The 24,861-nt window shown below is 37.4% G+C and carries 23 protein-coding genes; 7 read left to right on the top strand and 16 right to left on the bottom strand.

Annotated features, from left to right (window positions below; all coding sequences use genetic code 11):
• Positions 1 to 145: 145 nt before the first annotated feature.
• From ACP3VS_RS14775 to ACP3VS_RS14740, 8 genes are all read right to left on the bottom strand, one after another.
• Complete coding sequence (locus ACP3VS_RS14775; protein ID WP_031416993.1) at positions 146 to 2,185, bottom strand: cellulose biosynthesis cyclic di-GMP-binding regulatory protein BcsB; 2,040 nt, start codon at positions 2,183 to 2,185, stop codon at positions 146 to 148.
• Positions 2,185 to 3,456, bottom strand: coding sequence for a glycosyltransferase family 2 protein (locus ACP3VS_RS14770; RefSeq protein WP_325881827.1), 1,272 nt, complete (start codon positions 3,454 to 3,456; stop codon positions 2,185 to 2,187). Before ACP3VS_RS14770 ends, ACP3VS_RS14775 begins: the two co-directional genes overlap by 1 nt.
• The gene (locus tag ACP3VS_RS14765) at positions 3,449 to 4,066 is read right to left on the bottom strand and encodes a hypothetical protein (RefSeq protein WP_426389090.1); all 618 of its coding nucleotides are present in this window, start codon (positions 4,064 to 4,066) and stop codon (positions 3,449 to 3,451) included. The genes ACP3VS_RS14770 and ACP3VS_RS14765 overlap by 8 nt, the downstream gene beginning before the upstream one ends.
• Positions 4,032 to 4,883, bottom strand: a complete 852-nt coding sequence (locus tag ACP3VS_RS14760; RefSeq protein WP_426389088.1) for a hypothetical protein — start codon at positions 4,881 to 4,883, stop codon at positions 4,032 to 4,034. Before ACP3VS_RS14760 ends, ACP3VS_RS14765 begins: the two co-directional genes overlap by 35 nt.
• Positions 4,873 to 5,322 carry a diguanylate cyclase domain-containing protein gene (locus ACP3VS_RS14755; protein WP_426389087.1) on the bottom strand — a complete coding sequence of 150 codons (450 nt, stop codon included), beginning with the start codon at positions 5,320 to 5,322 and terminating at the stop codon, positions 4,873 to 4,875. The genes ACP3VS_RS14760 and ACP3VS_RS14755 overlap by 11 nt, the downstream gene beginning before the upstream one ends.
• Before the next feature lie 8 nt (positions 5,323 to 5,330).
• Positions 5,331 to 5,729, bottom strand: coding sequence for a hypothetical protein (locus tag ACP3VS_RS14750; RefSeq protein WP_426389085.1), 399 nt, complete (start codon positions 5,727 to 5,729; stop codon positions 5,331 to 5,333).
• Positions 5,710 to 6,771 carry a hypothetical protein gene (locus tag ACP3VS_RS14745; protein WP_230591262.1) on the bottom strand — a complete coding sequence of 354 codons (1,062 nt, stop codon included), beginning with the start codon at positions 6,769 to 6,771 and terminating at the stop codon, positions 5,710 to 5,712. The genes ACP3VS_RS14750 and ACP3VS_RS14745 overlap by 20 nt, the downstream gene beginning before the upstream one ends.
• 274 nt (positions 6,772 to 7,045) lie before the next feature.
• Complete coding sequence (locus tag ACP3VS_RS14740; RefSeq protein ID WP_036164206.1) at positions 7,046 to 7,582, bottom strand: hydrolase; 537 nt, start codon at positions 7,580 to 7,582, stop codon at positions 7,046 to 7,048.
• Positions 7,583 to 8,095: 513 nt separating this feature from the next.
• Here ACP3VS_RS14740 and serC point away from each other — a divergent pair.
• Complete coding sequence (gene serC / locus ACP3VS_RS14735; RefSeq protein WP_012295210.1) at positions 8,096 to 9,184, top strand: 3-phosphoserine/phosphohydroxythreonine transaminase; 1,089 nt, start codon at positions 8,096 to 8,098, stop codon at positions 9,182 to 9,184.
• 267 nt (positions 9,185 to 9,451) lie between these two features.
• Positions 9,452 to 9,811 carry a hypothetical protein gene (locus ACP3VS_RS14730; protein ID WP_031417000.1) on the top strand — a complete coding sequence of 120 codons (360 nt, stop codon included), beginning with the start codon at positions 9,452 to 9,454 and terminating at the stop codon, positions 9,809 to 9,811.
• A gap of 70 nt (positions 9,812 to 9,881) precedes the next feature.
• On the opposite strand, the gene ACP3VS_RS14725 is transcribed toward ACP3VS_RS14730, so the two are convergent.
• Genes ACP3VS_RS14725 through ACP3VS_RS14715 form a run of 3 tightly spaced genes read right to left on the bottom strand, consistent with a single transcriptional unit; the run spans position 9,882 to position 11,931 of the window.
• On the bottom strand, positions 9,882 to 10,310 hold the full coding sequence (locus tag ACP3VS_RS14725) for a Fur family transcriptional regulator (protein ID WP_012295212.1): 429 nt from the start codon (positions 10,308 to 10,310) through the stop codon (positions 9,882 to 9,884).
• A complete protein-coding gene (locus ACP3VS_RS14720) occupies positions 10,307 to 11,170 on the bottom strand; it encodes a metal ABC transporter permease (RefSeq protein ID WP_031417001.1) in 864 nt (287 codons plus the stop codon). The genes ACP3VS_RS14725 and ACP3VS_RS14720 overlap by 4 nt, the downstream gene beginning before the upstream one ends.
• A gap of 14 nt (positions 11,171 to 11,184) precedes the next feature.
• The gene (locus ACP3VS_RS14715; protein WP_012295214.1) at positions 11,185 to 11,931 is read right to left on the bottom strand and encodes a metal ABC transporter ATP-binding protein; all 747 of its coding nucleotides are present in this window, start codon (positions 11,929 to 11,931) and stop codon (positions 11,185 to 11,187) included.
• Between the two features lie 164 nt (positions 11,932 to 12,095).
• On the opposite strand from ACP3VS_RS14715, the gene ACP3VS_RS14710 reads away from it, so the two are divergent.
• Entirely contained in the window at positions 12,096 to 12,332 is a 237-nt protein-coding gene (locus ACP3VS_RS14710) for a Nif11 family protein (RefSeq protein ID WP_012295215.1), read from the top strand.
• 49 nt (positions 12,333 to 12,381) lie between these two features.
• Here the strand turns inward: ACP3VS_RS14710 and ACP3VS_RS14705 are convergent, their stop codons facing one another.
• Entirely contained in the window at positions 12,382 to 13,275 is an 894-nt protein-coding gene (locus tag ACP3VS_RS14705) for a deoxyribonuclease IV (protein ID WP_031417006.1), read from the bottom strand.
• A gap of 12 nt (positions 13,276 to 13,287) precedes the next feature.
• A complete protein-coding gene (locus ACP3VS_RS14700; RefSeq protein ID WP_031417008.1) occupies positions 13,288 to 14,589 on the bottom strand; it encodes a DEAD/DEAH box helicase in 1,302 nt (433 codons plus the stop codon).
• A 293-nt stretch (positions 14,590 to 14,882) separates the two neighbouring features.
• Between ACP3VS_RS14700 and ACP3VS_RS14695 the strand changes: the two genes are divergently transcribed.
• Positions 14,883 to 15,938, top strand: coding sequence for a 2,3-butanediol dehydrogenase (locus ACP3VS_RS14695; RefSeq protein WP_031417010.1), 1,056 nt, complete (start codon positions 14,883 to 14,885; stop codon positions 15,936 to 15,938).
• A 49-nt stretch (positions 15,939 to 15,987) separates the two neighbouring features.
• Here ACP3VS_RS14695 and kdpC read toward each other — a convergent pair whose 3' ends face one another.
• Genes kdpC through kdpA form a run of 3 tightly spaced genes read right to left on the bottom strand, consistent with a single transcriptional unit; the run spans position 15,988 to position 20,418 of the window.
• Complete coding sequence (gene kdpC / locus ACP3VS_RS14690; RefSeq protein WP_031417011.1) at positions 15,988 to 16,632, bottom strand: potassium-transporting ATPase subunit KdpC; 645 nt, start codon at positions 16,630 to 16,632, stop codon at positions 15,988 to 15,990.
• 12 nt (positions 16,633 to 16,644) lie between these two features.
• A complete protein-coding gene (gene kdpB, locus ACP3VS_RS14685; protein ID WP_036164208.1) occupies positions 16,645 to 18,708 on the bottom strand; it encodes a potassium-transporting ATPase subunit KdpB in 2,064 nt (687 codons plus the stop codon).
• 15 nt (positions 18,709 to 18,723) lie between these two features.
• Positions 18,724 to 20,418 (bottom strand): potassium-transporting ATPase subunit KdpA, encoded by a 1,695-nt coding sequence (gene kdpA / locus ACP3VS_RS14680; protein ID WP_036162141.1) that lies wholly within the window; start codon positions 20,416 to 20,418, stop codon positions 18,724 to 18,726.
• A 367-nt stretch (positions 20,419 to 20,785) separates the two neighbouring features.
• On the opposite strand from kdpA, the gene ACP3VS_RS14675 reads away from it, so the two are divergent.
• From ACP3VS_RS14675 to vrrA, 3 genes are all read left to right on the top strand, one after another.
• The gene (locus tag ACP3VS_RS14675; RefSeq protein WP_197149946.1) at positions 20,786 to 23,473 is read left to right on the top strand and encodes a sensor histidine kinase; all 2,688 of its coding nucleotides are present in this window, start codon (positions 20,786 to 20,788) and stop codon (positions 23,471 to 23,473) included.
• Positions 23,474 to 23,481: 8 nt separating this feature from the next.
• On the top strand, positions 23,482 to 24,186 hold the full coding sequence (locus tag ACP3VS_RS14670; RefSeq protein WP_012295223.1) for a response regulator: 705 nt from the start codon (positions 23,482 to 23,484) through the stop codon (positions 24,184 to 24,186).
• A gap of 153 nt (positions 24,187 to 24,339) precedes the next feature.
• Positions 24,340 to 24,843: a VrrA/YqfQ family protein gene (vrrA, locus tag ACP3VS_RS14665; protein ID WP_036162144.1), complete on the top strand. Its 504-nt coding sequence runs from the start codon at positions 24,340 to 24,342 to the stop codon at positions 24,841 to 24,843.
• Positions 24,844 to 24,861 lie beyond the last annotated feature (18 nt).

Here is a 24,861-nt window from a genome sequence, read left to right as displayed (position 1 = left end):
TGGACTGAGCGGATGTTTTCTGTGCAAAAGCAAAGCGGTAGTGGAAATCAACGGCTTTACTTCATTTAAAAAAAAAAGACTGTAGGCAATCTCAAAATTCAATGAGTTTGACTATAGTCTGACGCAAAGTCGCTTAACCTCGCTTTTATTGTTTCACTTGATTTTTCTTTCTTTTCCGAAGGCTGACATATAAAATCACTGCAATGATCATTATTAATCCTACAAATTCTGCAATTAGGATAAATGAAATTTCTCCTTTTTTATCCGTTTTTACATCATTTTTATTAACGTTTTGATTTACTGCTACGACAAACTGTCCTTCTTTTGTTTCAATCGCTGCACCTGCTTGCGAATCAGTCTCTTTCAGGTGTGCAAAAAAGTCCCCTTTTACAGAAGCATTCTCTAACGTTTGAATCCACAATAACGGCCGCTTTTTCTGCCAGAAGTTCCTAGTCATATAAGCATATTGTCCAATTGCCTCAGGTAAAAAGCCTTGTTGGATTAACTGCTCCGATGAATGTGGAATATGGGTACCATTTTTGGAAAGCCATTTGAGCTGCTTCATGTCCCCCATGAAAATGACCGCATGCTTTTGTAAATCTTCTTCTGTGACGTCTTTGTCATTCATAAGCGTGATGTTAGCCATTTTACCATTCATCATTAATGCTTTATACATTGATACCATCGTGACATCATCCATGCTTTCATTATCAGGAACCACCATTAATGTATGATCATGAAAGGAATTCGGAAAATCACGTAGAGTAAAGGTCGGTTCAGCTACATCTTTAGTAATAGATAAAGTACTATCACTATCTATATATAACCAATAACGTTCATTCGTCGTTTCACATGGATCCTCTAATTGAAAGCCTGTTACTTCGAACTGAATATCTGTCATGGATTGTTGATTAAGAACATTGGTTTGAATAGGTAGTAAAGCTTCATACATATCTGTAGTAGTTTGCTTTATCTTTCGTACATCTACCGAGTGTGGGACATTATTAATATAAGCAATCAATTCAAGTTTCCGATCGTCATCTTCATAATGGTCCGGTATACTGGCTGATTTCTTTAATATTAATCGCATGACCGCTTCTTTATTAGCCTCTAATTGTGGCAAGGAAACATAATAACGCGGGGTCATCGTTAATTGACTAGACAATGTTTGGCTTTCAAAGCCAAACTGCTTAAAGGAAATCGTTGTATCTGAAGTGCTGTCTATTTTCGGTAAATCTTTAATAGCTAATGTATTTCCGATTAATTGCTCGGATAATCTAGACTCTGTTAAAAAGGATAATCGTTCCTCAATCGCTTTAGCACTCTTAGAAGTCACAGCCAAAATAGGGAGCCGGCGATTGGAATCTGTATTTAGTAATTCCTGTATAGATAATGTCATGGTGTCGTCACTAACATTGATTTTAGCTAATACATTTTTAATTAAGCTTGTACTAAATTCCTGTTGTGAGCCTACGATAACAATAGGACCAGACACTTGATTGACCGCATCTTCCCGTTGTATCTGTACATTCGTATCACCATGCTCCGATAAATAAGCAGCGAGCTGGTATCCACTATTTAAAGTCGCTCCAGAAGCTTTCTTTGGTAAAATAACTGTTGTTTCATATCCCTCATAGCCCAAAAATGCAGTTGGATAATTAGCTAAGGTCCATGCAGGGTTCTCCTCGCTAAAGGCGGAAATGGAAGATAGGATATCGATACGTAACCAATTACCTGCATTACCAGGTGGCACACAAATACCTTCTTTTAAAATCCCATAAAAACTTGCAGTAATCTTGTGAGTCCCTTTTAATAAAGCCTCTTTCGGAAGATTTACCACAATGTTTTGCTTGAGCGAATCGGCTTTTAATGGCACCGATATAATCGCTACATCATCCACTTTTACGGTAAAGGAGGATGGTGCTATAAGTAGCTCTGAATGTTGAATTTGAAAGGTTACCTGCTGGCCATTTTGTTTCACATCATCTACTAGATTATAATAAAAATCTCTCGACGAAGAAGGTCCCTGTAATTCAATGGGCTGTGATAATAATGGCTTGTTTTGCTTCTGATTACCTTCTATTGCCATTGTATTATCATCTACGGTAATGGTAGCCGCAACAGCGTCGTTTGTAAAACATAAAAAGCCTATAAAAGTAAGTAGATAGAAAAATTTGGCTCTCATTATTCCGCTCCTTTATCTGTTTGCTTTGAAAATCGTTCAGTTTTATACCATTGCACTTCTTGTCCGGTAAACATGCGCTTTATTTCTAAAAATAATGACCATACGACTAATACGATCCACATTTGAGAATAAGTAAAATACATAAGAATGACATATAAAAAATTCTTTTTATTCATTTCAGTTTTTTCAATACTTAAAGTAATCATTACTTCTCCTAGAAATAGTAAAAAGGCTAGTACCCATAAAACAAGAGCAATATCACCTACGGTTAAACCAATGTCATAAAATAAATTAATAACAAATAAAGCATTGGATAAAATAACGCCAAAGAAAAATAAGAAATATGTGAAGAAGAAGTAAAATAAATCAAATATAATACTTTTTCTTTTTAAGGTGAAAAATTGGCTTAAAAACTTCAGAACCACATATTGATTGCCCCTTGCCCACCTTGTTCGTTGTTTCCACCAAACTTTTAATGTCTCTGGCTCCTGCTCCCAAGTAATAGCTTTTGGGAAAAATCGAATATGATAGCCTAAATTATAGACACGGATGGTCAGCTCAGTGTCCTCTGCTAATGCTTTGACATCCCATCCACCTAACTGCTCTAAAACTGTACGGCGGATTGCAAAATTAGTACCAGGAATGGTCGCTACTTTAAACCACTTCCAACGACCTCCCTGAGCCATCCACTGGAAGCAAATCGTCTCTATATTAATAAACCTTGTCAACCATGTTTCAGCCGCATTGATGACACGAAACTTCCCTACAGTTGCAGCAGCTTTAGGGTCATTCATGAGACCCATTACTAAATACCAAACTGCCATGCGTTCAGGTGTATTATCGGCATCATAGACCACTACAATGTCTCCTGTCGAATCCGCTAACGCAGAATTTAATGCCGAGGATTTACCCTTCCCTTTGTTCGGCTCCACGGTTTCAATGACTCGCATAAATGGAAACTTTTCAGCATACTGCAAGGCAATATTTCCAGTTTCATCAGAGGAATTATCATTAATAACAATCACCTCTAATTTATCTTTTGGATAATACAAACGAGACATAGCCCGTAAAGTTTGCTCAATTACGAGTGCTTCATTATGAGCAGGAATAAAAACACTGACAGAGGGTACATCGGTCATTTTTTTAGACCATTCATCGATCGGTTTTTCAAAAAAACGAAAATGTAAATAGCCTCCCTCCATTAAAAACATATGGTAGAGCAGCATAATCCAAATGAGGAAAAGTGAAATAAAAAATAAAAGATTAGCCAGTTGTCTTCCTCTCCTCAAATAATCTCTTACGCAATGTGATTCGTAAACGTAAGGTGCTTATAAAAAATAATGTAACAAACAAAGAAACAATAAGGACAAGTACCCATAAAATTAATTCGAATGGCCGTTCATCGAATACAATTTTTAAACGCTCTGTTTTAGAAAAAGTTAGGTCAATGGTCTGTTCACCATCTTTATGTTGGACGATTGTAACATTCTCTGACTTTACTTGTTGGTTTGTTTGTCGGAAATTCATGAGTTCTAGCTGAGGATGCCCTTTTAGCACATCAACGAGTTCTTGAACATAGGATGCATTTACATAAGCAGGGTATTGAATGCCAATCATTGAACTGGGAACCTGTAATAAATAATCTATTTTTTGTTTCACAGTATACAAAGGATTGATGTCTGTATCAGAAATGGTTCCCACTGTCATTGGATAAATGGTCCGGTTGTCCATTTGTTTAATATAGAAGGATTGACCTTCTTCCTCGATACTTCCTTTAAATAGGCTACTCTCTTCACGGCTTATCGCCGGATAAATTTTCCGGAGTGCTAAATATTCAAGACTTTTTTCAGGTGATGTAGAGGAAGAAAGGATAACCTTCAATTTGTAGCTTTTGTAAATAACTTAATAATTTTTTATTATCATGTAAATAATATATATTTTTTTCAAATTTATCCAATAATATAGGTGTTACCTCAAGAGCAATAGGCACACTATTTCTAGTGAATTCCTTTACTACCTTTTCTAACTTTTTCACATCTGTTTTCATATTAATATCTGATAGTACAATAAAAGCAGGATGTGACTGAGGCTTGGGTAATTGCAGCAAGTCACCCATAACACTAGGCCATTGATATTGTAAAGTCCCTCTATTGACAAAATCTCCGATATAAGCCCAATTGTTCTTTTTAACGATGAAAGGATACGATTCATTCATGGAAGAAGCCCTATTCATGACTTCGAAATCAGCAGATGGTAGGACACTTTTCCATTTCACAGGATTGTCTAAACTCTCTCCCCCAATTGTTCGTAGCTCCACTATTTGACCTTGCTGCCATTTAGCAAAGGGACTGAATTGAAGAGCATTCTCACCAATTAGAATCGCAGAACCCTGAAAACGATTCACCGCTGCTAGAGCCTTTCCAGGAATAGCTGTTGGATAAGCATTTAAAATAACCAGGCGTTTATATCGTTGTAGCATCTGTTCATCTATTTCTTCAATCGCTAAAACATCCACGGACGTATATACTTGAAGCATTTCTTGCAATGTCATTACATCAAGATTTGGTTGTTGAGTACTTGTAACAAAGATTAATGCTATATCTTTGTCATCTTGGACAGCAAATACAGTCTCACTTGATATGAAAGTATAAAAACAAAGCATTCCAATGGAGAACCATAAGTTGTATTTAGAGCGCACTTGTTTTCATCTCTCTTTCTAATTCTGTTAAAAAATCTTCAAATGTTGCTTCCATCAATGGATGATAGGTAATAAAGCTTGTTTTATAATTAAGTGTTACCCATTTGCCATTGACCAATTGATGGTTTTTTAATGCTTGATCTAGTTTGTCATAAATAACTTCCATATGCTGTTCTGTTGTATCGATTAATAGCAAACCTATATGGTTTTCACGAAAACGAAACTTTTTATCAGTTTGTCTGACCGTTTGTTGAATTCGTTGTGAAAGCTGTTGCCATAAATGCTGTACCTCTTTCGCACCATACAGCTTTTGGAATTTATCATAATTTTCAAGCTTTAAAATCATAAAGACAAACGTATGTTTATGTCGGTCTGACCTACGCATTTCTTCATTGACACTTATACGCATTCTCGTTTCATTATCAAATCCTGTTTCCACATCAATGGCTACATAATTTCTAACATCGTCTTGCAGTTTTTTAAATAGTTTCTCTGTTCTCTCATTAATTCATGCACCTTACCAGCACAAAGAATGAGGATCAATAGCAGAATCCCATAAGCGAAAAACATTTGCATGGAAAAAGTAGTGTTTAGAAAAATGACGGCTCCTGCTATTCCTGTATATAGTAATGTAGAGCCCGTTATAAAAATAAAGATAAGGCTACTAACAAGCCCAAATACAGTCCCCCTCCAAAGGGTAAGTACAATGAGAATCATTAAAAAAATATATAATAATATGCCTTCAGCATCCTGACGGAGTAAAAAATAAGCTGGTATTTGTAACAATAAAATGAGTATCGTTCCATAAAGCAAAATAGCTCTATTTCTATTCATTGTGGTACGCATTTTTTACCTCCCTTTCTGCTAATAGTGGTAGCAAATTATCAAAACTATGCGTTAACTTTGTATTTTTATCGACATAACCTGATGAAGGATCTTTTAGTGCTATCATCTTCTCCATGAACTGCTGAGCTAATTGCTGTTCATTTAACGCCAGCATATATCTTGCTGCCATGGCATAAACAGCGGGCGATTCAAAGGTAACGGTCGGTTGATTTGTTTGAGCACTATAACGACCATAGAGTCTGCCATCTCTTTTCAAAAGCTTTAACAGCCAGTTTTTAAATGGAATTGTGTCCCCATCCATCGAAGCAAGATGATAGGCTGTATATAATTGATCAATCATATGCAATTCCTCGTCGAACACATAACTTTTGGAGGAAAGGTCAAAATATTTTGGGAAAAATCCTGCCTCAGCTATAGGAGCATTTTGTAAAATATCTAACTGATATTGAACTTGTTGTGGAGATAATAGGTCATGCTGTTCCATCTTCTGAAAAGCAGAAGGCATAATATAGCTTATGGTTAAAGTAGTTGCTTTATCATGACTGCTGACATCCACAAAATCGACAAACAGCTCTTGATTCATCCCATACTGAACCAAATTTTCTCCAATTTTTTTACCCAATTGTTCATAATCTGAATCATGCCACTTCTCACTTGCATCTAGTAACACTCGAATAATACGTAAATCATCGATTAGTGCATTCACAGAAGCTTTTTTAGTATCTTCTAATCGCCATACAATAAAGTCATTTGACAAAAAATACAATTTCAATACATCAACCTGTTCATCAAAACGTGCATGATCACCTTTTTCTACTAGATAAGCAAGCCATAGCCCAACCGATTCAGATAAAAATACATCCTTTTGGTTAGCTAAATCTGTGCGTAACAATCCTTTTTCATTCATTAAATCTTCAATGACAAATTGTTCCGTCTGCGAAATTGCGGGTTCTTTTTGTAATGCTACCTCATTTCCATTACAGCTTATTAAAAGAAAAACAACACTAGTTATTAAAAAAAACCATTTTAAAATTTTTATCATTGTCATCTTCCTCATTAAGAGTTATTTTTCTATAATGAAACCAGATTTTATCATGTAGTATACTACAATTAGAATGGCTAAGATTTTATATGAGTAGAATCATACTTTAAATATACTCTAAAAAAAAAATGCCCAAACGAGGTCTATAGACCCATCAGGCATTACACAATTATTCTACAAAAACTATATTTTTTTAATTTCCTTTTTAAAGCAAGATTGTAAATTGTCATTCCTATTATTTTTGATACAGACCAATGGGTACAACTTATTGGTATCATTTCACAAGCTGTAAGATTGTTTTAAAATGTTCATGGTCTGCTCGTTGCAAAAGTTCATATAAAATCATTTCCATACTCGTTGGATAAATACCTAGGGCACTCATTTTAGCTAATCCGACTTCCTTATTGGCCTTTGTTCGTGAAGAAACAGCATCTACCACTACTTCAACTTCAAATCCTTGTTCTTTCAGTTGTCTAGCTGTTTGGTATACGCAAATATGCGTTTCAATGCCCGTAACAATAAATTGAGAACGTCCACTTTCCTTTATTGCTTTCACAAATTCGTCTTCTTCCCATGCACTAAAAGCCATCTTAGCAATAGCTTGTCCTTGTAAATGTTGTGCTATATCGAGTGCCGTACCGCCTAAACGACTTGGGTTTTGTTCTAGCCATAGAACAGGGACTTTCAGTGCTTCCATTGCTTGTATCAGCTTAGCAATATTGGCAATCGTTGCTTCACTTTCATCAACAATCGTTGCTAGCTTTCCCTGCACATCTATGACTACTAAACAAGCATTTTCTACTGTAAACATTATGAACACCCCTTTACTATTCTCAATCTATTATACAAAAACTTACTAGGTAATGGGTTAATTTCATACATTTTCATGCATCGTCTTCATAAATAATCGTTTTATTTTCTAGTCTATCCTTTTCTATAACTCCAACAAGAATGACTTTTTCTACAGATACAAAATCCGAACATTAAACCGTTCGCAATCGACTGAATTTATTTTAATTACGAAAATTCTAACTTTATTACCTATGAAATTATACTTTTTGTTCGTATTTGAATTAAAAACGTCTGTTAATTGTGTACATTTTGTTGCGAGGCTGTCGCTATTCTGCTCAAATATTAAGAATTTTATTTTTTCTCTTGAAAATTAAGTTATAATCCAGTAAAGTTCTGTTATCCCGCTTTAATGGTCCTATTTGCTAATGATTGTTCTTAGACGATTAAAGCCCGATCAGTACAGTGTATATTCAGCAGTTCATAGCCACTGGATAAAATTTCACATATTAACCAAACAAGGAGTGTACCCACTTTGACACAACGTGCATACAATTTCAACGCAGGTCCATCTGCTCTGCCCCAAGAAGTATTAGAAAAAGCTCAACAACAATTAGTAGACTTCCGTGACTCAGGTATGTCGATTATGGAAATGAGCCATCGTAGTGCCATTTTCGATGAAGTACATAACGAAGCTATCGCCTTATTGAAAAAGCTATATGCAATACCTGAAAATTACGAGGTGCTATTTTTACAAGGGGGGGCTAGCCTCCAATTTACAATGGTGCCAATGAACTTCCTATCTACTGACCAAAAAGCAAGTTATGTATTATCAGGCTCTTGGTCTGAGAAGGCATTCAAGGAGGCTAAATTTTTCGGTACACCTGTGGAGGCTGCTAGCACGAAAGACAACCAATACCGCAATATTCCTGCCCTAGCAGACATTCAGTTCGATGAAGATGATGCCTATGTGCACATCACTTCTAATAATACTATTTACGGTACACAGTGGAGAGATTATCCAGATACGGGAAATGTACCATTAGTTGCCGATATGTCTAGTGATATTCTTTCTAAACCAATTGATATTCAGAAATTTGGACTTATTTATGCAGGTGCTCAAAAAAACCTAGGTCCTTCAGGTGTTACAGTTGTTATTATACGCAAAGATCTTCTTGAAAAAGCAAATAAAAGTATTCCAACAATGCTTAAATATACAACACATGCTGATAGTAATTCTTTATATAATACACCACCTACATTTGGTATCTATATGCTAGGCGAAGTGTTGAAATGGGTAGAATCTAATGGTGGAGTCACTGCAGTTGAGAAGCGCAATGAATTAAAGGCTAAAGTTATTTATGATGCGATTGACAATAGCAACGGCTTCTATAAAGGCCATGCCACTCCAGAGAGCCGTTCACTTATGAATATTACATTCCGTGTAGCCGATGAGGAGCTTGAAAAACAATTCCTAGCGGAAGCAAAAGCAGCTGGCTTTGTAGGGCTAAATGGCCATCGTTCTGTAGGTGGCTGTCGTGCGTCAACTTATAATGCTGTGCCATTAGAGGCTTGTGAAGCTTTAAGAGACTTTATGGTCGATTTCCAACAAAAACATCAATAATGTTATGAAAAATGACGATGAGTTACGTTTCTGTAATGACTCGTCTTTTTTTTGTTTCCAATGATAATCTATCCCCATACAAATATCATTATTAGATTTTTATAGCAAAATTTACTTTTAGGACTTTGCACAATGCCAAAGTTTTAGAGAAAAATATAGATTTTTATGCGGACTATCGGACAGATTACCAGCCTCTATCTATTTACTAAACATAGATTATTACTGTAAGGATACTCTTACGAACATAGAGGAAGGGAGGTCTGAACGATGGAGGATAGACGATATACAACACAGATGAACTGGCAAGGTTGTAAATGTCCAAAAAAGGAAGAGAAATGTTGTCCACGAAAAGAAGAAAAATGCCCTTGTCAAAAAGAAGAAAAATGTACACCGAAAATGAGCAGCAATTGTAGAGGCTGTATTTGTCAGCAATTAAGAAAATTAGAGCTAGCTACTACACTAGACATCTTCTTATCTGGAGGTATTAGCTTCTTAGGTGTGACTTTCATTTCTTTCGATCCAAGAAATTGCTGTGCTTACTTCCTTGAGCCAGGTGCGGCTGCTGCTTCACCTTTAATTGTAGACTGTAATAAAATTGTTGCGATTCGTAGAGTAGCAGTAGCTTAATAAAATTAGAGAGGGTACATTCCTATAAGGAACAACCCTCTCTTTTACATAAAAAAACTCTGTCCATTTTTTAAGGTGACAGAGTTTCTTGCTTACAGTCCGGGCATTTCCCATATATTTCAAACTTATGATTTTCAATTTCATAGTCAGGTAGTTTTTCTCCTAACATTTCCATCGGACAAAGATTGAGCTCTTTTACATTTCCACAATCCATACAAATAAAATGATGGTGATGATGTGCGGATTCACAGTGCATTCGGAAATTACGTTCTCCAGATAGCTCTGTTTCCTCTAAAATCCCTAACTTCACAAATGTAGCAAGGTTGCGGTAAATGGTATCAAAACTCATTCCCGGAAAATCCTTCTTTAAAACATCCAATAAATCACGGGCGGTTAGATATTTATCTGTTGCTGCAAACATATCTAATATTAACTCCCGCTTATCTGTTTTTTTAAAACCATTTTCTTTTAAAATTTCCCACGCTCTTGAAACATTCATTGTGCTACCTCCCCTTGCTTCGCAGCCATTTTAAATGCTACTTTCTTTCCAAGAATCACAAGTAGCAATATTAAAATCGAAGTGACAACAATTGTACCTCCCGGCGCTAAATCCAAATAAAACGCACTAATCAGACCGATTAATACAGCCGTTTCACCAAAAACAATAGCATAAAAGATAGTTTGCTTAAAGCCTTTTGCTAATCGCATAGCTGCTGCAACCGGTAACGTCATTAATGATGATACAAGTAAAATACCTACAATGCGCATACTTGCAGCAATGACAAGGGCAGTCACAATCATAAACAATAGATGCACCCATCGTGCTGGAAGGCCGCTTGCTTTTGCATACTCTTCATCAAAGGATAAAACAAATAATTCTTTAAAAAATAAAAACAAAAAGAGGATGACGACAGCAGCAATTCCAATCACTACCCAAAGATCTTGGCGGGATACAGCTGATACTGAGCCAAACAGATAACTCATTAAATCTGTGCTAAAGCCGCTGGCAAGCGATATAAAGATAGCGCTTATACCTATACCGCCTGACATAATGATGGGTATAGCTAACTCCTCATAGTGCTTATATAAACGTCTTAGACGCTCAATTAAAATAGAACCACTAACAGACGCTAAAATCCCTAGATAAATAGGGTTGAGCAACGCTAAGGCGGTCACAGATTGGCTAATATATAAGCTCCCTGCTATTCCAGCAAGTGTGACATGTGACAAAGCATCGGCAATAAGCGATAGCCTTCGTACTACAATAAAAACGCCTAATAGTGGGGCAAGTATGCCAATTAATAATCCAGAGAAAAAGGCGTTTTGTAAAAATTCATAATGTAAAATTGCTTCAATCATTGTGCCTTCTCCTTCTAATGAATCTTTCTCACAGAATGGCCATACCAAGCATCTAGCGCACCCTGGGAAATATTATCAAATTCATTTTTGTAGCCATGGAAGTGAATCGTTTGATTTAAACAAGCCACATGGCTAATGCGATTAGATACGGTATCGACATCATGTGTGACAAGAATCATTGTAATTCCCTGTTCCCGATTTAATTTCGCCAGCATATCATAAAATGACTGCACGTTCTCGTGATCAATACCAACAGTCGGTTCATCTAAAATAAGTAATTTGGGATCACTGACTAAAGCTCTCGCAATAAACACTCGTTGCTGTTGTCCACCTGATAATTCACCAATATTACGATGTTCAAATGCATCCATACCAACTGCCTTTAACGCTTCTTGAACTTTTCCTTTAGCTTCTCGTCCAGGTCTTTTAAATAGCCCTAATTTTTTCGTTAATCCACTTTTCACGACCTCTTGCACGGTTGCTGGGAATCCTGAATTAAAGGCATTGGATTTTTGTGAAACATAACCGATCCATTCTCGATGTTTAAACGTTGCACTTGGTTCACCAAAAAGCTTTATTTCTCCCGAAAGAGGCTTCAATAAACCTAAAAGGATTTTTAATAACGTTGATTTCCCCGAACCGTTTGGGCCGAGTAGCGCTAAAAAATCGCCCTCTTCTACACGAAAGGAAATATTTTTTAAAACTTGTGTATAGTCATATTGAAATGACACATTTTCAATGTCAATTAATGTTGTTTTCATGCATGATCGCTTCTTTCTAATTCAAAATCATTACGATTTACAAGTTGTAAGTATATAGGAAAGTGCAGTTTTTGTAAAGAAAAGAAGATGTCTACTCTTTTTGAATGAGGAAATGGCGACCGTTTAAAGCATTTGATTAACCATATCATAAAGGAGGATTGACTTTGAGTATTCAATTTTTACAGCAATTGGCACAAAGCACGGATAAGGAAATTGTCGCGATTGCTCGTGAAGAGGGCTTTGACATTACAACTTCTGAAGTAAAAAAACTTCGGCCTTATTTGGAGCAATTCTCATTTTCCTGGCTTTTTTTAGGCATTCCTAAAGATATTTTAGTTGAAGTGGAGGCTGTTTTAGGAAGAAAGCGCTCTCGTCAGCTAATCGCACTTTTTACAAAATAACGTAATAAGGCCCAACATCAGCACTGTGGCTGGATGTTGGGCTTCTTTGTTAGCCTTTTAAAGCCTCGATAAGCTCAGGCTTAAATGTACTGCTGCGCAGCATATCAATTTCAGCTTTGTATGGAGCTGATTTTGATTTGGCATCACTAGCAAGTGGAACGAATGGTGTTTCTAAAATTTTAGGAATCGCCATTAATTGTGGATGGTGCACAACATAGTTCAAGGCATCAAAACCAATGTGACCAAAGCCGATATTTTCGTGACGGTCTTTAGCAGCGCCTCGCACATTTTTTGAATCATTAATGTGCAGAACTTTGATGCGATCAACACCTATTAATTTATCAAATTCGTTGAGAACACCATCGAAATCCTCGACAATGTTATAGCCAGCATCGTGTGTATGACAAGTATCAAAGCATACAGAAAGACGTTCGTTATGAGTGACACCGTCTATGATTTTAGCTAACTCTTCAAAGGAACGGCCACATTCTGTTCCTTTCCCTGCCATTGTTTCTAATGCAATTTGGACGGGATAATCTTGCGACAATACTTCATTTAAGCCTTCAATAATTTTGGCAATCCCTGCATCTGCCCCAGCACCCACATGTGCACCAGGATGCAAGACAATTTGTGTTGCCTCTAATGCTGCTGTACGTTCAATTTCCGACTGTAAAAAATCTACACCGAGTCGAAAAGTTTCTGGTTTTTCCGTATTGCCAATATTGATGATATAAGGAGCATGAACAACAATATTAGTCATGCCATGCTCTTTCATATGAAGGAGACCATTCATAATGTTCAGATCGGCAATCGCTTTCCGACGTGTGTTTTGTGGCGCTCCTGTATAGATCATAAATGTATTAGCTCCGTACGATAATGCCTCTTTACTAGAGCCAAGTAACATTTCTTTCCCACTCATCGAAACATGTGAGCCAAGTAGCATGTAAAAGCCCCCTTATTTTTTTCCTCTCGCTTTTAAGCGGCGTTCGCGTTTTTTAATTTTTTCCATTTCCCATTTCATATTACGCTTATAGCCTGGTTTCACCTTTTTAGGTTTACGCACCAACGCCTTCGCTTTCACATCTATTTCATTCTCTTGTTTAACACGATTTTTACGGGCATGACGCTCTTTTAACTCAGACCATTCTCCATTTTTAACGTCCATTTGCACAAATGGAATACCCATTTTTTCCACACGTACTACTGCATCCTCTTCAGATGGCTCAAATAATGTAATGGCTGTTCCTTTATTACCTGCACGAGCAGTACGTCCTACACGGTGAATAAAGAACTCTAAATCCTCAGGGATTTCATAGTTAATGACATGAGAAATTCCTTGAATATCAATTCCACGTGCCGCCAAATCTGTTGCAACAATATATTGATATTCGAGATCACGAATTTGCTTCATCATTTTCTTACGATCACGTGGGCTTAAATCACCATGGATTTGTCCACAACGGATACCATGCTCATTTAAATAACCAGCAACATGCTCAGCCGATTTACGTGTATTTGTAAAAATAACAGCCAAAAATGGATTGATGCCTTCAATGACTTCTAATAAACGTTTATTACGTGATTTAGAACGAACAGGTACAAGCATAAAATCAATGCCCTCTGCCACAGGTCGTTTATCGTTCATGTGTACATGGACAGGTGCGTCCATATATTTTTTTAAGAAAGGCTGTAGCTTTTCTGGGATTGTTGCTGAAAATACGAACATTTCAAGTTTCTCTGGCATTTGAGATGCAAATCCATCAATTTCCTCAATAAAGCCCATATCGAAAGCTAAATCTGCTTCATCAACAACTAGAATTGGTGCCGTATGCACAAATAACGCTTGTGCTGAAACAAGGTCACGAATACGTCCAGGTGTTCCAACAACAATTTGAGGTTGCGTTTTTAACTTATCAATAGAGCGTTGTTTGTCCGTACCCCCAATAAAAAGTTTTGCCTGTATAGCTGTTCCTTCTATTAATTGATTCAATGCATCATAAATTTGCTGTGCCAGCTCACGTGTAGGAGAAGTAATAACGGCCTGTACTTCCTGTTTCTCTACATCAATACGTTGAACAATCGGAATTAAAAAACTATGTGTTTTCCCTGTTCCTGTATGTGCCTGTCCAATGGCACTCTTCCCTTTTAATATTAATGGAATAATTTCTTTTTGAATTGGTGTCGGTTCTGTAAAGCCAAGTTCTGCAATGGCGTCCTGCAAAAATGGCTGAAAATTATAATCAGTATATTTTGACATCATTCGTTCCTCCTAACATCTTTTTTCATTGTACCATGATTCGAACTTTAAGGTATATTTACATCCTATTCTTACAAGCATAAACATAATTTTATCGTTTTATGATCACCGTAACAAAGCCCTTATCAAAGGTACTTGAAATACGGAGAATATGCAATCAAAAAAGCGCTGTATCAATACTCGAAAAAGCTGGGTATATGTAAATTTTATGTCAATTTATAGGGAGCTAATGATTAGCATTATTCCCACATGTTATGATAGAGCTGTAAGATATTATAGGAGGTTGATAGATGATGAAAGCAGCAAGATGGTATAAAGCAAAAGACATCCGTGTAGAAAATATTGATGAACCAGTCATTGCACCTGGAAAAGTAAAAATTAAAGTACATTGGACAGGAATTTGTGGTAGTGATTTACATGAATACGCAGCTGGTCCAATCTTTATTCCTGTGGAGCAACCTCACTATGTAAGTAAAGATATCGCGCCAATTGTAATGGGACATGAATTCTCAGGCGAAGTAGTTGAAATTGGTGATGGTGTAACATCCGTAAAAGTTGGAGATCCTGTCGTAGTTGAACCGATTCTTTCCTGTGGCGAATGTGCTGCCTGTAAAAAAGGTAAATATAATATTTGTAAGCATTTAGGCTTCCACGGTCTTTCAGGCGGTGGTGGTGGATTCTCTGAATTTACAATGGTAGACGAAAAATTGGTTCACAAAATGCCCGAAGGACTTTCCTACGAGCAAGGCGCATTGGTCGAACCTGCAGCGGTAGCCCTACACGCAGTACGCCAAAGTAAATTAAAAGCAGGCGATAAAGCAGCTGTCTTTGGAACAGGTCCAATCGGGCTTCTTGTCATTGAAGCGTTACGTGCTGCAGGCGCGTCAGAGATATATGCCGTAGAGCTTTCAGCAGAGCGTGCCGCTAAAGCATTAGAACTAGGTGCTACAGCAGTGATTAATCCTAAAGAGGAGGACGCGGTAGCTCGTCTACATGAATTAACAAATGGTGGCGTTGATGTAGCATTTGAAGTAACAGGTGTTCCAGTAGTATTACAGCAAGCTATAGATTCCACAACTTTTGAAGGTGAAACCATTATTGTTTCTATTTGGGAAACTGACGCATCTATTCTGCCAAACAATATCGTACTAACTGAGCGTTCTGTTAAAGGTATTATTGCTTATCGCGATATTTTCCCAGCAGTGATGGAATTAATGAAGCAAGGTTACTTCCCTGCTGATAAACTTGTAACAAAACGTATAGCTCTTGAAGAGGTCGTAACAGAGGGCTTTGAGGCATTAATGAAAGAGCGAAACCATATTAAAATCCTTGTTAATTCACAAGCTTAATATATAGAAAGACAGGTGGAGAAGCTTTCTCTACCTGTCTTTCATTTTTTTAATCCTTAGTACTCTCCATTTTTTTCATAATATCTATATTCGCCATAAGGAAGTTCACCTTATGTTCTCCCAATACTCCAAATGTACGTTTTTCTATATTTGCCTCTATAATTTTATTAATGTCTTCCTTAGAAAGCCCACTTGCTTGGGCAATTCGATCCACCTGTATTTGTGCTGCCTTCACACTAATATGGGGGTCCAACCCTGAACCTGAGGCAGTCATTAGATCCGATGGTATATCTTGCCGTTGTACGGTTGGATTTGCAAGTAAAAACCTCTCGATATCCCCCTCTATTCGTTTCTTCAATTCTGGATTGGTTGGTGCATAGTTAAATGTACCTGAGCTTACACCACTATAGTTCACCTGGTCATTGTCATCAGGTAGCGTATCCTCTGTCGTATAAACATTATAGTTAACGGATGAGACACGCCCCCAGAAATATTCTGGAGCGGTAAAGCTTTGACCAATTAATACAGAACCAACCGCTTGATCGTCCATTTCTATTAAACTGCCATTTGCTTTGTGAGGAAACACCCCTTGAGCTAAGGCTGTCACGGCAAACGGATATATTAAACCACATATAATGAACATGGTTATTGTCACAAATAATGCCTGCTTGGAGTTCTCAATAATTTTTCGCATACAGCTTCCTCCCTATAATCCAACTATACGAAATAGTGGTCCTACTAGTAGATCAATGATCTTAATGCCAATAAAGGGGGCTATTATTCCACCCATACCATACACAAGTAAATTTTTATTTAATAATTTTGCAGCACTCATTGGCTTATACTTTACCCCTCTCATGGCAATTGGAATAAGCAATGGAATAATGATTGCATTAAAAATCAAGGCAGAAATAATGGCACTTGTAGGTGAATTGAGATTCATAATATTTAGTGCCTTCATCTCAGGCACAGCGACCATTAGCATAGCTGGAATAATGGCAAAATATTTTGCGATATCATTTGCAATACTAAATGTGGTTAAGGCACCGCGAGTCATTAGCAATTGCTTGCCAATTTCTACAACTTCAATAATTTTAGTTGGATTTGAATCTAAATCTACCATATTCGCAGCTTCCTTTGCTGCATTTGTTCCTGAATTCATAGCAAGCCCTACATTCGCCTGTGCCAGTGCAGGCGCATCATTCGTCCCATCACCAGTCATAGCTACAACCTTACCCTGTGCCTGCTCATCTTTAATCACTTGAATTTTATCCTCAGGCTTACTTTCTGCAATAAAGCTATCTACTCCTGCTTCCTTTGCAATAGCTGCAGCAGTAAGTGGATTATCTCCCGTACACATAACCGTTTTAATCCCCATTGCACGAAGCTGGTCAAATCGCTCCTTCAGTCCAGCCTTGACGACATCCTTTAAGTAAATTACGCCTAGAATTTTATCATTTAACGCTACTAACAGTGGTGTCCCCCCAACAGAAGAGACTTGTTGAACCAATTGATCTAAATTGCTAGGAATGCTATGCCCAGCTTTCATACTTTCTTTTTTGATCGTATCAGAGGCTCCTTTTCGAACTTTTGTGCCATCGACTTTATCTAAACCACTCATGCGTGTCTGTGCTGTAAATGGAACATGCTTACTTGACTTAATAATCATTTCTTCACCGTCTGAATTGACCCCTAATTCGCAGGCCAGTGATAAAATAGATTTCCCCTCTGGTGTATCGTCTGTTAGTGAACTAAGCCATGCAGCTTGAATTAAATCCTGACTTTCCACTCCTTTAACGGGTAGAAACTCAGCCGCCATACGATTTCCATAAGTGATCGTTCCTGTTTTATCTAAGATTAACGTATCCACATCTCCACATGCCTCTACCGCTCTGCCAGACATCGCTATAACATTAAATTGTGTTACGCGGTCCATTCCTGCAATACCAATCGCCGATAATAATCCACCAATCGTTGTCGGTATTAAACAAACGGTCAGGGCAATTAGCGTAGCGATAGAAATCGGTACATTTAAATAAGTTGTCATAGGATATAGTGACACCACAACCAAAAGGAAGATAATTGTTAAACTTACTAGAAGTGTATTGAGTGCTATTTCATTTGGCGTTTTCTTTCGACTGGCTCCTTCAATAAGCGTTATCATTTTATCTAAAAATGATTCACCAGGCATGGAAGTGATTTCAATCATCAGCCAATCACTTGTTACCGTCGTCCCCCCCGTCACTGACGAGAAATCTCCTCCCCGTTCTTTCACTACAGGAGCTGATTCACCAGTAATTGCGGATTCATCTACAGTAGCAATTCCATCAATGACTTCACCATCATTAGGAATGATCTCTCCAGCTTGAACTAATACAATATCTCCTTTTTTTAATTCATGGGCCAATTTAAAAATTTCAGAACCATCATGAAGCAAAACACGTGCCTGTGTCACTGTCTTTGTTTTTTTTAATGTTTGAACCTGTGCTTTCCCTCTCCCTTCTGCAATCGACTCTGCTAAATTTGCAAATAGAATCGTAACAAAAAGGATAATAGCTACAATCCCATTATATAATCGTGCATGTTCTCCCCCCTCATCACCAAACAAATTTGGAAAAAGAACTAACAGTAACACAAACAAAAACCCTACCTCTACGACAAACATAACAGGATTTTTCAGCATATATAGGGGGCTAAATTTTTTAAAAGCTTCTATTAATGCTCTTTTTAGTATGATGCCAGTCATAAAACTTTTTCTTACTGTTTCCATATGTGTCTCTCCTCATTAAGAATAAAGTTGTAAATGCTCGGTAATTGGACCAAGTGCTAAAGCTGGTAAAAAGGTCAGCGCACCAATCATCAAAACAATAGCAACTAGTAAAAAAGTAAAGGTAGTCGTATCCGTTTTTAATGTTCCTACTGAATCACTATGCCTTACTTTATTAGCAAGTAAAGAGGCTATAGCTAATTGAATAATGATGGTTAAATAACGACCAAAGAACATAGCCAGCCCTGTAGTTACATTCCAAAATGTTGAATTATCCGCTAACCCTTCGAAGCCAGAGCCGTTGTTGGCTGAGGCGGAGGCGAATTCATATAGTACTTGTGATAATCCATGTGCCCCTGGATTCGTTATTCCAACTATTCCAGATGGTGTCGCAACCGCAAGTGCTGAAAATAGCAAGATAATAGCAGGATGAATTAGAATACAAAGAGCAATTAACTTCATTTCTTTTTCTTCAATTTTTTTACCTAAAAACTGTGGAGATCGACCAATCATTAAACAGGCAATGAAAATGGTAAGTAAAACATACATCATCATGTTCATCAGGCCAACTCCTTTACCACCGAACACAACATTGAGCATCATATTAAACATAGGCACTAGACCACCAAGTGGCGTTAATGTATCATGCATGTTGTTAATTGACCCTGTAGTAAATGCGGTCGTAACGGTCGTAAATAATGCTGATTGCGCTACTCCAAAGCGCATTTCTTTGCCTTCCATACTCCCAAGCTCCTGCGTAATGCCGAGTTCACTAATGAATGGATTACCTGCCTTCTCTGCTATGTACACAGTCACTAATCCCACGAGGAACAATATACTCATCGCAGTAAAAATAGCTAGCCCCTGTTTTCCAAAAATAGTTTTCTTTTTTCTGTAGGCGACCATCAGACTAAAAGCAACGACACATGCCCCTGGTAATAACATCATAGATAATATCTCTACTATATTTGATAGAACAGTTGGATTTTCAAAAGGTGTGGTTGAATTTGCTCCATTAAAACCGCCACCATTTGTCCCTATATGCTTAATAGATTCAAGAGAAGCAATAGGTCCAAGTGCAATATCTTGTAACTTGCCCTCTATTGTTTGTACTGTTTGATTGCCCTCAATGGTTTGTGGTGATCCTTGTGATACTAAAATAAGAGCCACAACAATGGAAAAAGGCATTAAAATGCGAGTAATAACACGAACAAAATCGACAAAAAAATTACCTATCGTATCTGTTTTAGCAACCAATCTACGACAGAAAGCCATACAAGCTGCATAACCAGTAGCTGCTGATGTAAACATCATAAAAGTAATGACTAGCATCTGTGATAAATAACTGAGTCCAGATTCACCACTATAATGTTGAAGATTTGTATTCGTTATAAAGGAAATAATCGTGTTAAATGAAAGGGTAGCTTCCATGTTGTTAATGTTATTTGGATTTAAAACTAGTAATGCTTGAATGCGTAGAATGATATACCCTACAAACACCATCATGGCATTTGAAATAATTAATGAAAGTACATATTCTTTGCCCGTCATATTAACGCGTTTAATGCCGCAAACTTTATAAATTGCTGCATCGACTTTATCTAATAGAGGATCGAGCCATGTTTTTTGTTGCAACGTTACCCGATATAAATAATGACCCGTTAAGATAACGAGCGGTAAATAAATTATGAATACGATGGCTATTTGCCACATATTGTGTCCCCCCTGCCTTTAATAATCTTCTGGATAAAGTAATGCATGCCCTAAATAACCAAACAGAAATACGAGTACAACTCCCATAAAAATCCACATTTGCTATCCTCCTCATGACTCTTCTACTAGTTTGTAGCACCATACTGTTAACGCTAAAACGCAAGCGAAGCTTATAATCAATAAGCCCATCATAAAAAAATCCATCAATCGTAACACCCCTTCTCCTTAAGGATGCTCTCATCATACTGACTTTCAAATTAATGTAGTGTTAGGAAATCTTCTTTTCTATTAAGAAAGGATAAAGAAGTAAAATCTTTACACTTTCTTTATGAAAGTTAAGGCTATAATACAAATGAGGTGAAAGAGGATGGAAAATACACGTCCAACTCCAGAGATGTTTCTTGCGAGGCTTCAACAGGAGGAACATTCTATAGGGAAATTAAAAATCTTTCTCGGCTATGCTGCTGGGGTAGGTAAAACTTACGCTATGTTGGATGCGGCACATCAGGCGAAAAAACTCGGTAAAGATGTAGTGGTTGGCTATGTGGAACCGCACCCTCGTCCAGAAACGTTAGCATTACTAGAAGGACTTGAGCAAATCCCTACAAAGAAAATAACCTATAAGGGGAAAATTTTTCAGGAATTAGATATAGATGCGGTATTGCAGCGCAAACCAGAAATTGTCCTGATTGATGAATTGGCCCATTCTAATGTTCCAACAATGCGACACAAGAAGCGTTTTGGAGATGTTGAAGAACTACTTGCTAAAGGAATTCATGTTTTTACAACTGTAAATATTCAACATATTGAAAGTCTTCATGATTTAGTGGAAGAAATCACTGAGATTAAAGTGCGGGAGCGTATTCCTGATTATTTAATCGATCAAGCCGCGCAAATAAAGGTTGTCGACATTGAACCAGACGAATTAATTCAACGTCTGCAAGATGGGAAGGTATATGTCAAACAACAGGCAGAGAAAGCTTTAGATTCATTTTTCCGTAAGCAAAATTTAGTATCGCTACGGGAAATCGCATTACGGCGAACAGCCGATACCATCAACTATCAACAATTAAACAGTAATGAATCTGTCAGAAACTATGTACAAATCGAAGAACACTTACTTGTAGGTATAAGTAGTTCTCCTACAAATGCAAAAGTGATTCGGACTACTGCAAGACTTGCTCAAGCATTACATGGCAAATTTACCGCTCTTTATGTTCAAAACATGCAGGCGCATGAAAGAAATCATGCTGATTCTGAACGCCTACAACAGTATATCAAGCTAGTAGAACAGCTTGGCGGTCATGTTGTCATTGTTCAAGAGGATGACATAGCTGCAGCCCTTGCCAACTATGCTCAAATTAGTGGTGTTACTAAACTTGTCATCGGTCGATCAAGTATGAGAAAAAAATGGTGGCAGCCTAACGCGAAAATTAGTGACCGTCTGAATGAATATGTGCCCAACTTATCTATACACATAGTACCTGATCAAGAAAATGAACAATTTTACTTTCCTCGTATAAAAAATAAACTGGCATTTGAATGGCTGGATCTTTTTAAAATGTTTATTGTATTTAGCGTAATATCCATAGTTGGCTTATATTTATATTCAATTGGTATTAGTGAGCCAAATATTATAACCATTTATATTCTAGGTGTTCTCATTCTTGCTATTTGGTCATCAGGTTGGCTCATGAGCATCATTAGTTCCATCGTTGCTGTCTTACTTTTTAATTATTTTTTTACTGAACCACGGTTTTCATTTGATGCGTATCATCGTGACTATCCTATGACTTTTTTTATCATGTTTCTTTCTGGAGTAATTACAAGTAGCTTAACGAAGAAGATCAAGGAGCAAACGATTATAGCTATACGGAAATCTTATCGAATGGAAGTACTCCTTGAAACAAATCGTAGACTCCAACATGCGAAGTCAATTGAGGAAATTATTACGGAAGGTATGTCTCAAATTGTCAAATTAGTAGAAAAACCTGTGCAATTTTTTGAAATAGACAATCGGGTAATTGGGAAATCTACTTTTTTTCGTAACGACAAAATATCTACGATTGAAAATCAAAAAATAGCTACGCTTTTCAATAACCCAAACGAGCATGGCGTTGTGAACTGGGTGACGAATAATAAGCATGTAGCGGGTGTATCTACGGATATATTTCCTGAAGTACATGCTTACTATATACCCGTTATTTCTAATGGAAATGTTAGGGGGGTGATTGGTATTGCACTGTCTAAACTACTACCATTACCTGCATTTGAACGCAATATTTTACACGCTATCATTAATGATTTTTCATTCGCGATGGATAAATGGTATTTACAGAAGCTCCATGAAGAAGTAGCGCGAGAAGCTGAAATGGAACAGATGCGTGCTAACCTTTTACGGGCAATATCCCATGACCTTCGAACACCACTCACTGCTATTTCTGGAAATGCGGATATCTTACTGAACAACGCACCATTAATACCCGACATTGAAAAAAACAAATTGTATGAGGATATTTTTAATAATTCGAAATGGCTTGTACAAATGGTAGAAAACTTATTAGCTGTTTCTAGGCTAGAGGATGGACAATTTGCTTTAGAAATGCAGTTGGAATTAGTAGAAGATATCATTCAGGAGGCTCTTTCCCATGTTGTTCACCAAAACAGTTCACATAAAATATCTTATCAAATAGAACCAGAATTTTTGCTAAGCCTAATGGATGCTAGATTGATGATACAGGTTTTCATCAATATCATCGATAATGCATTGACTTACACCCCTCCAGGCAGTGATATAACTATTTTGGTGAAGGAATGTGATGGTTTAGTAAACTTCAGTATTTCAGATAATGGACCAGGAATTGATGATTCCTTAAAAAGTAGCTTGTTTGAGCCGTTTACAACTGGCAAGGTACAACGCAGTGATAGTAGACGAGGGCTCGGTTTAGGCTTAGCACTGTGTCAAACCATTTTAAAATTACATGGTAGTCAGATAACTGTTTCTGATAATAAACCTCAAGGAACCATTTTTAACTTTTCACTGAAAAAGGAGTAAGAAATTTGATGAATAAACGAATTCTTGTAGTAGAAGATGATGTGGCCATTGCCAATTTAATTAAAATGACATTAGCTACCCAGCATTATGAATTCGACATTGCCCAAGATGGGAACAGCGCACTTCAAAAGGCTATTACCATGAAACCAGATGTTTATATTTTAGATTTAGGACTACCGGACATAGATGGTGTAGAGCTTATTACAAAAATTAGAAGTTGGACGCAAACGCCCATTATTGTCGTCAGTGCGCGCGGAGAAGAATATGACAAAATTAACGCTCTGGATGCAGGTGCAGATGATTATGTCACAAAGCCATTCAGTGTGGAAGAATTATTAGCAAGAATTCGTGTTGCCTTAAGAAGAGCAGCGTATGAATATCCACCTGAACAGGAAAATGCAACTTTTACCAATGGCTATCTTCAAATTAATTACGTAGATCAAACGGTATTAGTGAATGGAAAGGAAATACATGTCACACCTATTGAATATAAACTTTTAGTTGTTTTATCCAAGCATGTTGGGAAAGTTTTAACCCATAATTTTATTTTAAAGGAAATCTGGCACAACGCTCTGCAATCAGATATTCCAAGTTTACGAGTGTTTATGGCGACACTTCGAAAAAAGATAGAAGATGACCCAGCACAGCCTAAACTAATACAGACACATGTGCGAGTCGGCTATCGAATGCTTCGCTATCATGAAGATGAATAAGATAGGAGAATTGTAGCAGAAGGCTTATTCGCCCTTCTGCTCTTTCATGGATGAATTCGTCTTATAAATTATCGCACCCTCCCATTAGCCTCTGCATATCATAGCTATAATCAGGTATGTCATCAATGAAAAACAAGTAGAAAGGAGATCATTATGGTATTTCGACCACCTTATCCATACCCTATGTATCCCGGTGGCATGAGAATGCCCATGCCAACACCACCACAGATGTCACCGCAGTCCTTTTTCCCGCCTGGAGGCTTCCCTGCTCAACCACGAATTCCAGGCGGCTTTCCAATGGCAAATGGAATAGGTTCCTTTGGAGGACAAATGCCGATGCCACCTGTGCAAGAACCATCTAAAATCGGTTCATTCTTACAACAAGCAAACAGTCTATTTAATTCCGCTAAAACTTATACACCATATATCCAACAAGCGATGCCAATGGTTAAAAATATACCGTCCTTATTAAAACTATATAAAGGATTCCAAGGACTACCTTCGACGGGAGGCGGAGCGGCTGGCGCTGATCGTGGAGGCAGTGAAAGCAAGGCTGCTGCTGGAAATAAACGATCAGCGAGGCAAAATACATCAGCATCATTTTCGCCTCCTGAACCAATTCCATCTAAACCACGTATTTTCCAGCCACCCATGTAAATGAACGTTTCTTTGTAT

It is taken from the genome of Lysinibacillus sp. VIII_CA (assembly GCF_049943995.1).
Classification (GTDB): Bacteria; Bacillota; Bacilli; order Bacillales_A; family Planococcaceae; genus Lysinibacillus; species Lysinibacillus pinottii.
Note: the sequence above shows the minus strand (reverse complement) of the source record. Positions and strands in the feature narration are given on the sequence as shown.

Excerpts from the sequence above, each read along its gene's own strand:
- ACP3VS_RS14700 (WP_031417008.1), bottom strand. The coding sequence starts at position 14,589 with ATGTCAAAATATACTGATTATAATTTTCAGCCATTTTTGCAGGACGCC.
- vrrA (WP_036162144.1), top strand. The coding sequence starts at position 24,340 with ATGGTATTTCGACCACCTTATCCATACCCTATGTATCCCGGTGGCATG.
- ACP3VS_RS14720 (WP_031417001.1), bottom strand. The coding sequence starts at position 11,170 with ATGATTGAAGCAATTTTACATTATGAATTTTTACAAAACGCCTTTTTC.
- ACP3VS_RS14695 (WP_031417010.1), top strand. The coding sequence starts at position 14,883 with ATGAAAGCAGCAAGATGGTATAAAGCAAAAGACATCCGTGTAGAAAAT.
- kdpC (WP_031417011.1), bottom strand. The coding sequence starts at position 16,632 with ATGCGAAAAATTATTGAGAACTCCAAGCAGGCATTATTTGTGACAATA.
- ACP3VS_RS14775 (WP_031416993.1), bottom strand. The coding sequence starts at position 2,185 with ATGAGAGCCAAATTTTTCTATCTACTTACTTTTATAGGCTTTTTATGT.
- kdpA (WP_036162141.1), bottom strand. The coding sequence starts at position 20,418 with ATGTGGCAAATAGCCATCGTATTCATAATTTATTTACCGCTCGTTATC.
- kdpB (WP_036164208.1), bottom strand. The coding sequence starts at position 18,708 with ATGGAAACAGTAAGAAAAAGTTTTATGACTGGCATCATACTAAAAAGA.
- ACP3VS_RS14715 (WP_012295214.1), bottom strand. The coding sequence starts at position 11,931 with ATGAAAACAACATTAATTGACATTGAAAATGTGTCATTTCAATATGAC.
- ACP3VS_RS14730 (WP_031417000.1), top strand. The coding sequence starts at position 9,452 with ATGGAGGATAGACGATATACAACACAGATGAACTGGCAAGGTTGTAAA.
- ACP3VS_RS14670 (WP_012295223.1), top strand. The coding sequence starts at position 23,482 with ATGAATAAACGAATTCTTGTAGTAGAAGATGATGTGGCCATTGCCAAT.
- ACP3VS_RS14740 (WP_036164206.1), bottom strand. The coding sequence starts at position 7,582 with ATGTTTACAGTAGAAAATGCTTGTTTAGTAGTCATAGATGTGCAGGGA.
- ACP3VS_RS14725 (WP_012295212.1), bottom strand. The coding sequence starts at position 10,310 with ATGAATGTTTCAAGAGCGTGGGAAATTTTAAAAGAAAATGGTTTTAAA.
- ACP3VS_RS14675 (WP_197149946.1), top strand. The coding sequence starts at position 20,786 with ATGGAAAATACACGTCCAACTCCAGAGATGTTTCTTGCGAGGCTTCAA.
- ACP3VS_RS14705 (WP_031417006.1), bottom strand. The coding sequence starts at position 13,275 with ATGCTACTTGGCTCACATGTTTCGATGAGTGGGAAAGAAATGTTACTT.
- ACP3VS_RS14750 (WP_426389085.1), bottom strand. The coding sequence starts at position 5,729 with ATGCGTACCACAATGAATAGAAATAGAGCTATTTTGCTTTATGGAACG.
- ACP3VS_RS14745 (WP_230591262.1), bottom strand. The coding sequence starts at position 6,771 with ATGATAAAAATTTTAAAATGGTTTTTTTTAATAACTAGTGTTGTTTTT.